The sequence below is a fragment of the Exiguobacterium sp. RIT452 genome (genome assembly GCF_003598705.1).
GTDB classification, from domain to species: Bacteria; Bacillota; Bacilli; order Exiguobacteriales; family Exiguobacteriaceae; genus Exiguobacterium_A; species Exiguobacterium_A undae.
Window position 1 is genome coordinate 644,861 of record NZ_QXJB01000002.1, and the last position, 13,637, is coordinate 658,497.

16 protein-coding genes are annotated in these 13,637 nt (G+C 49.2%); 3 read left to right on the plus strand and 13 right to left on the minus strand.

Going from position 1 to position 13,637, the window contains the following annotated elements; translation table 11 throughout:
- The first annotated feature begins 101 nt into the window (after positions 1-101).
- The gene (locus D3D03_RS08705) at positions 102-329 is read left to right on the plus strand and encodes a NifU family protein (RefSeq protein WP_012371190.1); all 228 of its coding nucleotides are present in this window, start codon (positions 102-104) and stop codon (positions 327-329) included.
- A gap of 45 nt (positions 330-374) precedes the next feature.
- On the opposite strand, the gene D3D03_RS08710 is transcribed toward D3D03_RS08705, so the two are convergent.
- The gene (locus D3D03_RS08710; protein WP_026832238.1) at positions 375-1,139 is read right to left on the minus strand and encodes a TIGR01457 family HAD-type hydrolase; all 765 of its coding nucleotides are present in this window, start codon (positions 1,137-1,139) and stop codon (positions 375-377) included.
- Between the two features lie 6 nt (positions 1,140-1,145).
- Positions 1,146-1,589, minus strand: a complete 444-nt coding sequence (locus D3D03_RS08715; RefSeq protein ID WP_119923347.1) for a DUF86 domain-containing protein — start codon at positions 1,587-1,589, stop codon at positions 1,146-1,148.
- A 154-nt stretch (positions 1,590-1,743) separates the two neighbouring features.
- Here D3D03_RS08715 and glpX point away from each other — a divergent pair, with 154 nt between their 5' ends.
- Complete coding sequence (glpX, locus tag D3D03_RS08720; RefSeq protein ID WP_026832236.1) at positions 1,744-2,724, plus strand: class II fructose-bisphosphatase; 981 nt, start codon at positions 1,744-1,746, stop codon at positions 2,722-2,724.
- 36 nt (positions 2,725-2,760) lie between these two features.
- Positions 2,761-3,036: a DUF3055 domain-containing protein gene (locus D3D03_RS08725; RefSeq protein WP_035387577.1), complete on the plus strand. Its 276-nt coding sequence runs from the start codon at positions 2,761-2,763 to the stop codon at positions 3,034-3,036.
- A 39-nt stretch (positions 3,037-3,075) separates the two neighbouring features.
- Here D3D03_RS08725 and D3D03_RS08730 read toward each other — a convergent pair whose 3' ends face one another.
- The 11 genes from D3D03_RS08730 to sufD form a co-directional block, all read right to left on the minus strand.
- Complete coding sequence (locus D3D03_RS08730; RefSeq protein WP_119923348.1) at positions 3,076-3,528, minus strand: general stress protein; 453 nt, start codon at positions 3,526-3,528, stop codon at positions 3,076-3,078.
- Positions 3,529-3,612: 84 nt separating this feature from the next.
- Positions 3,613-3,993 carry a YutD family protein gene (locus D3D03_RS08735; protein WP_012371196.1) on the minus strand — a complete coding sequence of 127 codons (381 nt, stop codon included), beginning with the start codon at positions 3,991-3,993 and terminating at the stop codon, positions 3,613-3,615.
- Between the two features lie 104 nt (positions 3,994-4,097).
- The gene (gene lipA / locus D3D03_RS08740) at positions 4,098-5,087 is read right to left on the minus strand and encodes a lipoyl synthase (protein ID WP_255415520.1); all 990 of its coding nucleotides are present in this window, start codon (positions 5,085-5,087) and stop codon (positions 4,098-4,100) included.
- Entirely contained in the window at positions 5,062-6,357 is a 1,296-nt protein-coding gene (locus D3D03_RS08745) for a bifunctional metallophosphatase/5'-nucleotidase (RefSeq protein ID WP_051523888.1), read from the minus strand. Before D3D03_RS08745 ends, lipA begins: the two co-directional genes overlap by 26 nt.
- A 20-nt stretch (positions 6,358-6,377) precedes the next feature.
- Positions 6,378-7,223, minus strand: coding sequence for a DUF72 domain-containing protein (locus tag D3D03_RS08750; protein WP_026832230.1), 846 nt, complete (start codon positions 7,221-7,223; stop codon positions 6,378-6,380).
- Positions 7,224-7,402: 179 nt separating this feature from the next.
- Complete coding sequence (locus tag D3D03_RS08755; protein ID WP_119923349.1) at positions 7,403-8,476, minus strand: acyltransferase; 1,074 nt, start codon at positions 8,474-8,476, stop codon at positions 7,403-7,405.
- A gap of 136 nt (positions 8,477-8,612) precedes the next feature.
- Complete coding sequence (locus D3D03_RS08760; RefSeq protein ID WP_119923350.1) at positions 8,613-9,176, minus strand: dihydrofolate reductase family protein; 564 nt, start codon at positions 9,174-9,176, stop codon at positions 8,613-8,615.
- Positions 9,177-9,263: 87 nt separating this feature from the next.
- Complete coding sequence (gene sufB, locus D3D03_RS08765) at positions 9,264-10,661, minus strand: Fe-S cluster assembly protein SufB (protein ID WP_026832227.1); 1,398 nt, start codon at positions 10,659-10,661, stop codon at positions 9,264-9,266.
- A gap of 33 nt (positions 10,662-10,694) precedes the next feature.
- A complete protein-coding gene (sufU, locus tag D3D03_RS08770) occupies positions 10,695-11,129 on the minus strand; it encodes a Fe-S cluster assembly sulfur transfer protein SufU (RefSeq protein WP_028105808.1) in 435 nt (144 codons plus the stop codon).
- A complete protein-coding gene (locus D3D03_RS08775; RefSeq protein ID WP_119923351.1) occupies positions 11,119-12,342 on the minus strand; it encodes a cysteine desulfurase in 1,224 nt (407 codons plus the stop codon). The genes sufU and D3D03_RS08775 overlap by 11 nt, the downstream gene beginning before the upstream one ends.
- Position 12,343: 1 nt before the next feature.
- A complete protein-coding gene (sufD, locus tag D3D03_RS08780) occupies positions 12,344-13,621 on the minus strand; it encodes a Fe-S cluster assembly protein SufD (protein WP_026832224.1) in 1,278 nt (425 codons plus the stop codon).
- Positions 13,622-13,637: the final 16 nt, after the last annotated feature.

A 13,637-nucleotide genomic window follows, 5' to 3' on the forward strand; every position in this document is an offset into this window, starting at 1 on the left:
CCTCTTCCTGTTGCACTTCTTTTTTAGTATACAAGTTTTCCAGATTGAGAACATTTTTCAACCCTGTTACAATGATGCTATAAGAAAGGATGTGTTTACGCATGGAAATGTTTGATCAAGTAAACGAAGTACTCGAAAAATTGCGTCCGTTCCTTCTTCGTGACGGAGGAGACGTTGAACTCGTAGATGTAGAAGACGGTATCGTCAAACTCCGTTTGATGGGAGCTTGCGGCAGCTGCCCAAGTTCAACAATCACACTGAAGGCTGGTATCGAACGTGCCCTGCTTGAAGAAGTAGCCGGCGTCGTTGAAGTCGAACAAGTCTTCTAAATCGGTAAAATCCCCACTGACATCCGTCAATGGGGATTTTTTTGTTCACAGGATCCATTCCGCCAATGTATCGACCATATACGTCGGTTGAGCATCCTGCCCTTGAATGAAGACCGGCGTATGGACACCGGAGTTGACGTGCATCGTCCGAATACCGCCATTGATGCCGAACAGAATGTCCGTATGGTAGTTATCGCCGATCATGATGAGGTCTTCTTTCGCGAGACCAATCATCTCAGCTGCGATATTAATCATCACCGGTTCCGGTTTCCCGATATAAAACGGTTCTTTTTCCGTCGTTACCCGTAAAACGGACGTCAACGCACCATTCCCCGGTAAAAAGCCACGCTCGGTCGGAATCGCGATATCTCCGTTCGTCGAGATGAAGCGGGCTCCTGCACGAATCGCCAGTGCTCCGATTGCCAACTTCTCATACGTGATTTGACGGTCGAGACCGATGACGACATAATCGGCATGCTCGTCTGCGACGACCTGTAAGCCTTGACGCTCGAGAGCATCAATCAATCCACCTTCTCCAATCGCATAGACCTTCGCACCCGGATCGAGTTCTGCGATGTAGCGACCTGTCGCCATCGCACTCGTCAAGACGTGCTCCGCGTTCGAATGGACACCCATGCCACGTAATTTTTCAGCGACCGCTTCCGCCGTCATCGAGGCATTGTTCGTGACGAACAGATACGGCACTCCTTGCTCTTGCAGACGGTTCACGAAATCAACCGCTTCTTTGACGGGTTCTGTCCCGTTATACATCGTTCCATCCAAATCAAACAAATATCCTTTTGCTTTCATCCTGGCTCACTCCTCATTTGGTAAAAATGCAGAGACCGGTCCGAGTTCTGTTTCTAAATAGTGTCGGACGGCTTCCGGAAAACGACGCAACTGCGTTTCTTCTTCCAAAAGAACACCCCGGATCTCTGCTGTGCTCGATGTCGTAAATTCACGGACAATCCGTGTCCGCAGGGCGACAATCCGTTTCAGACTCGTCGCAAGCGGCGTATCCACGACCCGTTCATCTTCTAAAATCATGACGATATCTTCATAACTTCCCGGATCACGCATGATGAAACCATCAATCATACTGTTCCCCACATCGATGATACTTTCGATCACCAAAAACCCGATCCGTTCCCACGCCAGTGAAATCGTCAACGCATCCCCTGTTAATTCCTTGCTTTGACGCAGCGCGGTTTCAAAACAAACCACCGTTTGTTCAATCTTTTCACGATTTACGAAATACATCCAGCATTCCCCCTCACATCCTTCATTTTAGCTCTATCCGCTGGACATGAAAAGCAGAAAGGCTGTTTGCATCACATTCCTCAATGTGTTATCCTCAATTTAGATTTTTACGAAAATAGTATGTCACATTAGGTGACTTGGAGGTTATTCATAGATGGAACGGGAATTAGCATTAGAAATCGTCCGAGCAACAGAAGCAGCAGCATTAGCATCCGCCAAGTGGATTGGTCGCGGGAAAAAGAACGAAGCCGATGATGCGGCAACGACAGCGATGCGCGAAGTCTTAAATACCGTTAACATGGCAGGAACCGTCGTCATCGGCGAAGGGGAACTCGACGAAGCACCGATGTTATTCATCGGCGAACAGGTCGGGACGTCAAACGGACCGGTCGTCGATATTGCCGTCGATCCGCTCGAAGGGACGAACATCGTCGCCAAAGGTCTCGGTAACGCCATGGTCGTCATTGCGGTCGCGGATGAAGGTGCCCTGCTCCATGCACCGGATATGTATATGGATAAACTGACCGTCGGACCGAACTTAAAAGGACATGTCTCACTCGACGATCCACTCGAAGTCATCATTCAAAAAGCAGCGGAACTGAATCAGAAACGGATTGAAGACGTCACCGTCATCATGCAGGATCGTCCGCGTCATGATCATTTCCGGGAAGCAGCGATGCGTGTCGGCGCTCGTGTCCGTCTCTTTGAGGACGGCGACGTTTCAGCAGGAATCGCCCCGCTTTCTCCTTCAACCGGAATCGACATCTTCATCGGAACAGGTGGCGCACCGGAAGGCGTCATCACAGCCGCTGCCGTCAAGGCAATGGGCGGCGACATGCAGGCCCGTCTGCATCCGATGAATGAGGAGGAAACGGCGCGTGTCATCCGGATGGGACTTGCCGATCCGCTGCAATTGTTGACACTCGACGATCTGATCAAAAGTGACGACTGCATCTTTGCGGCAACCGGCGTGACGACAGGAGAGATGCTCGATGGCGTCCGCTTCTTGACGGACGATATCGTCGAGACGACGTCACTCGTGATGCGCTCAAAAACACGGACGATCCGGAAGGTCATCGCAGAACACAGTCTTTCGCGTAAACCGTACTTGCAAAAAGTTCCCCAAACCCTTTAATCTAAGCAGAGATGAAGGAAATGAGGGAACTGACAGATGATGCAAGAACGTGATTTTTTATATGATGAAGTCGAACAAACGAAAACCCGGTTTGTCTGTTGGATCGGCGAGACGAGCCGCTTTGATTTAGCCATCACCCACTCCGAACACTTCTTCGGAAAGATCTTGGTGTTGAATCTCTTATCAAACCGGTTTGCAATCATCGGTCCGGACGACTTTGACGAGCCGGGCTATATCGCCCATGCCTTTGATTTAGAAGATGAGGCAGCCGACGAGCTCGAAGGCTACCTGCGCGACTATATCGGATTATAAAAAAACAGCCAACTCCCAAGGGAGTTGGCTGTTTTGCTGTTACAGTAACCGGTCATTCCGCTCATTGAGCGTGTTTGGACCACTGAAAACGTTGGTATTATCCGATTCATCGTGGGCTTTCCGTTCAGAATGTTGATCCGCTTCATCGCCGACGAGTAAGACGAATTGTCCCTCTTCCGCTGCTTTGTTGGCACGGTTGACATCATCTTTCGTCAATCCGCTCGCTTCGAGTACATCGTGGTTTGAAGAAGACCCGGCACTGTCCTTTTTAAAGATGCCTTTGATCTCTTGCCACAGATTCATGTGTTCTTCTTGCGTCAGACGCGTCGACGTCTGCTGGTTTTTTAAATCCGCCAATTCCTCAATCTGCTCTAAATCATAACGATCGTGAGCGATGACTTGTAAATCAGTAGAAATGACACCTGCGACACGTAAATCATGAACAGCACTGACGACTTCTGGTACCGAATGATAGATCCCGACGATTCTCATGGATAGTTCCCCCTATAGGTGCGTGATACTATACTATTAGCCGAAAACACCCAATCAGAAACATCCTTTCAGATGTCATTTTGATTACTGCTCGTCCTGTGTCTCTTCTTTCGTCGCTGAAAACTTCCGTTTCAGTTTTAACGTATTCGCTGAAGATCCGTCGAAGCGAGGTGGTGCTTCTTCTCCTTCTACGAATTCCATCCGTTTGACGATAAAATACGCACAGCCGAAATTGCAGTATTCGTACAAATAATCCGCCACGTGGGAGATTTTTGTATCAAACGTTGCTTTTTCATGGTTGTCGTCATAGAATCCACGGAGGCGCAATTGCCCGTGTCCCCAATCTCCGACGATGTAGTCGTATTTTTCGAGCACATCACTAAACCGACCGATGAAGGCTTCTTCGTTAAATCCTTCTCGTTTTTCTTCGACGATTTCATATCTTTCACGATTGACTTGTATCATTTTTCCACCCCCTGCTTCCTTTATCTTACCATAATCATACTTGAAAACGAATCGTCAGACAGCAGAAAACCGTCCTCGCACGTAGCGTGGACGGTCCTTGATCATCAATCAATCGGCAGAGCCGCTTTATTTTTTTTCGCCGCGTTGACTTGTTCGTCAGCATGGTACGACGAACGGACAAGCGGACCGGCCTCACAATGCGAGAAGCCTTTTCCGAGCGCAATCTGTTTTAATTCAGCAAATTCTTGTGGCGTATAGTACTTGATGACGTCCAAGTGCTTTTTCGTCGGCTGGAGATACTGACCAATCGTCATGATGTCGACGTCGTTCGCACGCAGGTCGTCCATCGTCTGTAAGATTTCGTCCCACGTCTCCCCGAGTCCGAGCATCAGACTCGATTTCGTCGGAATTTCCGGTGCGAGTTCTTTGGAACGACGCAGGAATTCAAGTGTCCGGTCGTACGTTGCTTTCGCCCGGACCGTTGGTGTCAGACGGCGCACCGTCTCGATATTGTGGTTCATGATGTCCGGCTTGGCTTCGATCAGCGTCTGTAACGCGTCGAAGTTCCCACCCATGTCGGACGGTAAGACTTCAATCGATGTCTCCGGATTCATACGACGCACTTCACGCACCGTCTCCGCATAGACACCGGCCCCGAAGTCATTTAAATCATCACGGGCAACCGCTGTAATGACCGCATGTTTCAGATTCATCAGACGAACGGATTCCGCCACTCGTTTTGGTTCTTCCAAGTCGAGTTCGTTTGGTCGCCCCGTCGTGACGGCACAAAAACGACAAGCCCGTGTACAGATGCTTCCAAGAATCATGAACGTCGCTGTCCGGCGCACGGCCCAACATTCATGAATGTTCGGACATTTGGCTTCCTCACATACCGTGTGGAGCTTTTTCTCGCGCATCATACTTTTGAGTTCTGTGTATGTCTCATTCGTGTTCAACTTGATTTTCAACCACTCTGGTTTACGTTGTATCTCTCCGCGTCCCATGAATCGGTTTCCCCCTTTATCCGTAAAAAAACTGACCTGATTTCTGTTACAGTATAACAAATATTCAGTGTTTGCGGACGGGTAATTCACCAAATTCTGACTTCTCCGATAAGCGATTGAACAACAAATCCCGTAATAATTCCGGCATGAAATATTCTTTCGGCATTTCTTTAATTTCCGGAAATAAAGGACCAAATGTAAACATATCGGGCAGGACGACAGTATAGGTTTTCGTATTGTCGATTTGTTGATGATTTCCAGCATAATGCATCTTGCCCATTAATTTACCACGGAAACCGAGACCACGCACTTTCAACTGTTCAAAACGTTCACTGTCGACTTCCGCGATGAACGCTTTTAATTCCACACCGGTCATCGTCACCTTACACGGATTGATCGGGTGTGGACAAAGCCGGTGCAAATCAAACGCGGAGACCGGCCCCGGGGATAATGAGCCCAGCAACATGCCGGCCGGCACACAAGCGAGGTCCGCCTGACACCAATCGCGCATCGTATCCGCGAGCAGTTGGGTAAACGGGGACGGATTGAACCAGTCATTCGCCAGACCTGATGTCCGGCCAATCGGTTGTTTCATCTGACGTTCGGCTAAATACTGTTCTTTATCGAGTAAGACCGATGTCGCCTCGTCTGCCGGATAAGCTTCAAGCGGATGCAGGACAGCCTCTTTTTCGCCTGTATCCGTGTTTAAGTAGATTTCCCCTGCATACTGACCGTACTTTCCAGCCTGGGCAATCAACACCCCGTTTTTGACGACCCCGTCATCGAGGACGTGGTGCGTATGCGCTCCGATGATCAAATCAAGCTCCGGGAACCGTTCCGCCAGTTCTTCATCCTGATAAAATCCGAGATGACTTAAACAGATCAAGACGTCGACTTGATCCCGTAAAGCTTCGATTTCACGTGCTGCCGCCTCTAACGGATCTTCAATCGTCCATCCGAGCAAGGCGTACAGCTCGTAATAGGGAGCCGTCAGCCCAAAAATCCCGACTTTTCCCGTCGGTAAGTTTTGAATCATCCCGGCTTTCGCGAACGGTGCCGTCAAGTTTGAGACGAGGACCGGGAACGTCGCGTCCGTATATAAGTCCGCCAACCAATCATGCGGAAACGTAATGCCTTCATTGTTTCCGATCGTGACGGCCGTCGGGGACAGTTCATTTAATAGATGCGTATTGATTTTACCTTGCGTCGCTTCCGTCGCCGGTGCGACCCGGTCCGCATGATCTCCTAAATCGAAGACGAGGGAATCGTACGTCCGGTGTTCTTTCATGAACGACATATAGCGAGGCCACATATCAAAGTGTGAATGCAGATCGTTATAATGAATGACGTGTAACTTCACGCTCAAGCCTCCTCTAGGTGTTAAAACAGGGAAATTTGCCGGGGCGCAAGCGATTCATAATCAAGACCTAAAATCTCGATCAACCGTTTGGCGTTTGGTACGGCGTCTCCTGCTGAGTTGTTGTTAAAGAAAACATACACGTCTTTTGCCTGTTCGGCAAGTGAACGGATATGTGTCGCCAAACCTTGCAGTTCTTCTTCCGAGTAACGGTACAGGCAACGGACCTTCCGCCAGTCCTCACTGCTTTGACCGGGCTTCTTGAGCCATCCGTTGACGTTACGGCCGTGCAGCCGGACAAATGCCGTCTCCTGTGTCACGACGGGGACAAACGGCACCGATCCGTCTTCCGTCTGCGGTTCGTCACAGATTGTATGGATGAACTGATGCTCCGCCAAAAAACGCAGCGTCCGCTCTTGGTACGCTTCCGAATACCAGGACGGATTCCGAAACTCGATTGCGACAGGAAGACCGGCCAGCGACTTCCGGATCGTCCGAAGATACTCGAGATGGACTTTACTGACATCAAACCAGGGCGGGAGTTGGACGAGGATCGCTGCAATCTTTCCACTCTGCCGCATCGGTTCAATCGACGCCAGGTATTGTTCAAAGATTGGACCAAGCGGATCCTTGTTTTCCCGGTCATGACCACTCATCGCCCGGTGGACCTTGACGATGAACCGGAAGGCATCCGGAGTTTCCGCGACCCATTTTTGGTAGTTCCGTTCCGGTTGAATCGCATAGTACGTTGAATCGACCTCGACTGCCGGAAAATGGCCCGCGTAGGCAGCGAGCTTCTCTTTCCGGTCTTGTGGTGTCGGATAGAGGCTGTCGTGATCGCCCCAACCGGTCACGCCGACATAAATCATCCTTCCCCCTCCTCATCTGTGTGCGTTGCATATTTTTTATCATAGCATAGCGGAATCGGGAATTTCTTCTTCAAAGCTCGTCTTCGAAAAGACGCAGGTGCTTCATATAAAAAACAAGCAGATCCTTCCCACTCCTGCAAAAATCAGGGGGATGGACTGCCTGTTTGACTCATTTCAGATCATGAAGCGACTTGCTGGACGTCAACCGGTTGTCGGGGACTTGTTCTCCGTTTCGGAACAGGAATGATGTAATTTCCGAACGGCAACAGACTGATCGCATACGAGATGCCCATCGAAATCGACAGAATCATAATCATCGTCAAGACGAACATGCTTCCGGATTGGAAATACTCAAACCATTCGGACCGTCGAATCAGACGGATGACTAACGGATGGACAAGATAAATGCCCATCGAATGTGTTCCAATCGCTTGAAACAGCTTCATCGCCGTTGCATCCGAACGAACACGCCGGAAGATGTAGTTCAACACGACAATGACGAACGGAATATAGATCAAGTTCGAGATATTCGTCGAGGTATAGAGACGTGCCAAATCAATACTGATCCACAAGTCGAGCAGGATGACACCACTCACAAGCAACAAGCTCGTCCGGTAGCGTTTTAAGAGATCTTGAAACTCTTGATAATATACGGCATATGTAATGCCCATCATGAAGTATGCAATCCAGTTCAACAGGAAGGACCGTCCATTAACGAAACGGTTGATCCATTCCACATCCGTCGTGACATTGCCAAACGTCAACCAAAGGTAATTGATGATCATCGATGCGCCGAGCGCAACGAACAAACCGCTGTTTTTCTTGAAGCGGGCCAGCAGCGGAAAGACCAGATAAAACTGGAGAACCGTCAAAATGAAGTACAGGTGATAATGTGCATTGCCGTATAAGAAATACGACGAAATCGAAAGATCAGGATTCAGGCTGTTTTCGACATGATACTTATACAACAGATAAACCGAACTCCAAATTAAGTAAGGAACGAAAATTTTTGAGAAACGGGACTGAATAAACTGCCGTAGGTCAAATCCTTTTCGTAACACCATCGACATCAGCAAAAAGGCACTAATGATGGCAAAAATCGGCGTTCCGATTCGTGCCAGCTGATTGATGTACCCAATCGATGTATTCGTAAATTCGCCACCGACGTAATATAATCCGGCGATGACATGAACCGATACGACAAGAATCGCCGCAATCGAACGGATGACCGGTATTTCTTGATAATATTTCATTTTTCCACACCTTACGTTCTCTCTATATTTTTTCCAAATCCAATTATAATATAACTTCTATGAAAATATATGCTAATCGCGAAATTAGAAAAATAAAAGAATCTTCCGACGATCGAAAGATTCTTGAAGAGATCCGTCAAGTAGACCGGATTCGCTCATACGTCAAGGCGATACATCCGGAAGCAAAGGTTTGCTGCTCCACGAGCTGTAAGGACAAGGAATGCTCAAACAATGGAAACATCCGCTTGCCACCGCCGAGTAAGACCGGATAGATAACGACATGGTAGCGGTCGATCAAGTCCAAGCGGACGGCTTCTGCCGCAAGAGTCGCTCCGCCGAGCGCGATCTGCTTTCCGGATGCCTGCTTCAATGCGGCCAGTTCCTCCGCCAGTGGTCTTGTCGCCAGTCGGGCATTGCCCTCGACTGCTGTCATCGTTTCCGAGAATACGATTTTCTCAAGCGCTTGCCATGTCTTCGCATAGGCTACGATGATGGGATCCGTTTCCGTTTGATCCGCGGTCTCCCAGTACTGCATCATCTCGTACAGACGACGTCCATAGACATGGGTATCAAATTCTGTTTCGTAGTCGTTAAAATACTGATGCAACTCAGCGTCCGGTGACGCAAACGCGATGCTGCCCGACGCATCCTCGATGTACCCGTCGAGCGAGACTTGAAAAGAATAGACGATATCACGCATGATGACTCCCTCCTTTTTACTCCTTTACCCGTTTTTAGCTGTTCCCGAAAAAAAACTCCCTCATCTGTTGATGAGAGAGTTGAAAAATTATCCGATTGAACCTTCCATCTCGAACTTGATGAGACGGTTCATTTCGACCGCATATTCCATCGGCAATTCTTTTGTGAACGGCTCGATGAAGCCCATGACGATCATTTCCGTTGCTTCTTCTTGTGAAATCCCGCGGCTCATCAGGTAGAACAATTGCTCTTCTGAGACCTTCGACACCTTCGCTTCGTGTTCAAGCGAAATGTTGTCGTTGAGAATTTCGTTGTACGGAATCGTATCTGATGTCGATTGGTTGTCCATGATCAGCGTGTCACATTCGATGTTCGAACGTGCGCCTGTCGCTTTACGACCAAAGTGGACGATCCCACGGTACGTGACTTTCCCACCGTGTTTTGAAATCGACTTCGAGACGATCGTTGAAGACGTGTTCGGTGCAAGGTGAATCATCTTCGCGCCCGCATCTTGGTGTTGACCTTTACCCGCGATGGCGATTGATAATGTCATACCACGTGAACCTTCACCTTTAAGGATGACGGCCGGGTATTTCATCGTCAATTTCGAACCGATGTTACCATCGACCCATTCCATCGTCGCGCCGGCTTCACAGATCGCACGTTTCGTAACGAGGTTGTAGACGTTGTTCGCCCAGTTTTGGATCGTCGTGTAACGGCAGTACGCGTTTTTGTTGATGAAGATCTCAACGACTGCTGAGTGAAGCGAGTTCGTCGTGTAGACCGGTGCCGTACATCCTTCGACGTAATGAACCGATGCTTCTTCGTCAACGATGATCAACGTCCGCTCGAATTGACCCATGTTTTCCGAGTTGATCCGGAAATAGGCTTGAAGCGGCGTATCCATCTTGATGCCTTTTGGTACGTAGATGAACGATCCACCCGACCAGACCGCTGTGTTGAGGGCAGCGAACTTGTTATCTGTCGGCGGAATCAATTTACCGAAGTACTCACGGAATAAATCTTCGTTTTCTTTGAGCGCTGTATCTGTATCTTTGAAGACGATTCCTTGATCTTCCAGTTCACTCTTCATGTTGTGATACACGACTTCTGATTCATACTGTGCCGAAACACCCGCGAGGTATTTTTGCTCAGCTTCCGGGATTCCGAGTTTGTCAAACGTACGTTTGATTTCTTCCGGTACTTCATCCCATGATTTTTCAGCACGTTCTGATGGCTTAACGTAATACGTGATGTCATCAAAACGAAGATCTGATAAATCGCCGCCCCATGCTGGCATTGCTTGTTCGTTGAAAATCTTGAGTGATTTCAGACGGAAATCAAGCATCCATTGCGGTTCTTCCTTCATTTTCGAGATTGTCTCGACGACTTCTGTCGTCAAGCCACGTCCAGAACGGAAGATCGAGATATCGCGATCGTGGAAACCATATTTATAATCGCCAATTTCAGGCATGTTCTTAGCCATGTTCGTTTCCTCCTCTTACTTACTGACCGAAGTTTACTTCCCTTCTTCGACGCCGCGTTCGAGCGCCTTCCAGGCAAGTGTCGCACATTTGATTCGTGCCGGGAATTTCGTCACACCAGACAGTGCTTCCGCGTCTCCCAGATCAAATTTCTCATCGTCGTAATCTTTTCCTTGAACCATCTCAGAAAAGACATGGGCGAGTTGTAATGCTTCTTCGACTGTTTTTCCTTTGACGGCCTGTGTCATCATCGACGCAGACGCCATGCTGATCGAACATCCTTCGCCGTCGAACTTCGCATCTTTGACGATGTCGTCTTCGATCGCGAGTTGCAGACGGATTGTGTCGCCACAAGTCGGGTTGTTCATATCAATCGTCACACCACCGTCAATCGCACCACGATTGCGGGGCGTTTTATAGTGGTCCATGATCACTTGACGGTACAAGTGATCGAGATTGTTAAAATCCATGACTGAAATACTCCTTCGTTTGGTGAAGTCCTGTCACCAGAGCGTCTACTTCTTCCTTCGTATTATACAGGTAAAAGCTCGCTCGTGCTGTTGAACTGGCTCCGAGCCAACGCATCAGTGGTTGGGCACAATGATGACCGGCGCGTACGGCGATGCCTTGCATATCGAGTACGGTCGCGACATCGTGTGCGTGGACATCCCCGAGATTAAAGGTGACGAGACCCACCCGTTCTTCCGGACCGTAAATCGTCAGTCCTTCGATGTCACGCATTTGTGCCATCGCGTACTGAGCAAGCTCACGTTCGTGGGCTTCGATGTTACTGAGTCCGATTTGTTCCAGGAAATCGATTGCTGCCGACAAGCCGACAGCTCCTGCGATGATCGGTGTTCCCGCTTCGAACCGGTACGGTGATGGTTTAAACGTCGACTCTTCAAGCCCGACGTAGTCAATCATCTCGCCTCCGAATTCGACCGGCTCCATCGCATTGAGTAATGCTTTTTTGCCGTATAGGACGCCGATCCCGGTTGGTCCGCACATCTTATGTGCCGAAAACGCCAGGAAATCACAATCAAGATCCGTGACATCGATTTGTTGGTGCGGTGCACTTTGCGCTGCGTCGACGACCATGACGGCCCCGACTGCGTGCGCCAGTTGTGTCACTTCTTTGATCGGGTTGATCGTCCCGAGGACGTTCGAGACATGCGCCATCGCGACGACCTTCGTCCGATCGGAAATTTGTGCTTTGACCGCTTCGATCGTCACACGACCGTCCGCTGTCAAATCGACATATTTCAGTTTCGCTTTTTTCTTTTTCGCGACTTGTTGCCACGGAATCAAGTTCGCATGGTGCTCCAGGTACGTGACGACAATCTCGTCCCCTTCTTCGACATGCTCCATTCCGTAACTCGACGCGACGATATTGATCGCCGTTGTCGTCCCGCGGGTAAAGATAATCTCTTCATGGTGTTGCGCCTTGATGAAACGACGTACGTTCTCACGCGCACCTTCGTACGCATCCGTCGCTCGTGTTCCGAGCGTATGGACGCCACGGTGCACATTCGAATGAACCGTCTTGTAGTAGTTGTCAATCGCCTCAATGACGACGAGCGGCTTTTGTGAAGAAGCCGCACTATCTAAATAGACGAGTTTCCGGTCATTAACCTGTTGGTCAAGAATCGGAAACTGATTGCGGATGGATGCATCGATTCCCATATTAGTTTACTTTCCCTTCGATCACTTGAACGAGACGTTCTTTGACAGAGTCAATCGCGAGTTCTGAAACGACCGGTTGTAAGAAACCATGAACGACAAGACGTTCTGCTTCTTTACGTGATAAACCGCGGCTCATCAAGTAGTAGAGTTGAAGTTCGTCGACACGGCCGACAGATGCCGCGTGTCCTGCCATGACATCATCTTCATCAATCAAGAGGATCGGGTTCGCGTCACCACGTGCCTTTTCAGACAACATGAGCACACGTTCCGTCTGCACACCGTTTGATTTTGAAGCGCCATGGTGAATCATGGATGTTCCGTTGAAGATTGATGTTGCCGAATCTTTTTGAACACCGTGAATCAAGATGAAACCTTCCGAACCTTTACCAAAATGGTCTGTCCGGACGTTGAAGTTTTGTTTTTGATCGCCACGACCAACCGTTACGGCTTTCGTGTCAGAGAACGAATCGTTACCGACGAGGTGTGTTTTCGTTTCTGTGATCGTGTTTCCGTCATTCATGTGACCGAGTGCCCATTCGAGCTTCGCGCCTTGTTTGACGACACCGCGACGGTTCATATATGTGACAGCACCTTTGCTGAGCGTGTCGACGCCACCGAAGAGGACTTTGGCGTTGTCTTCGACGAACACTTCCGTGACGACGTTGACGTTGTGTGCTTCTTCACCGTAAGAGACGAAGTTTTCGATATACGTCAGTTCGCTGTCCGCATCCGCAACGATGATTGCGTGATGGTAAAGTGCACCGCCTGCTTGCTCCAGTGTATAGATCGCTTGCATCGGAACCGTCAACTTCAAGCCTTTTGGTACATAAAGGAACGTACCGCCGTTCATGAGTGCCGCGTTGAGTGCTGCGAGACGGTCTTCATTGACGTTGACGCCTTCTGTCATGAAGTATTTCTCGATCAGTTCCGGGTGATGTTTCATTGCGTCTTCGAGTGTCGTGAAGATGACACCGTTCGCCGCTTCGCTGTTTTGCGCGTGAACGAGTTGTCCGTTCCGCGTGATCAGCATATGGTCACGGTTTTCACCGATCAATGTTTCGATATCCGGTGTCAGACCTGTTACTGTCTCAAGATCTGCTGTTCCCTCTGTGAAGTTCCAGCCACCGATTTTGATTTTTTCTACTTTTGGCAATGCGAGCGTTGGGGCAAGATCCAGTGCGTCTTGACGCTTAGAGATCATCCAAGCGGGTTCCCCTAAGCGAGTCGCACGTTCTGCCACTGCCTCGCGATTTACTGCAAGATTCAGTTCTACAGTCATCATGCTTCCTCCCTCG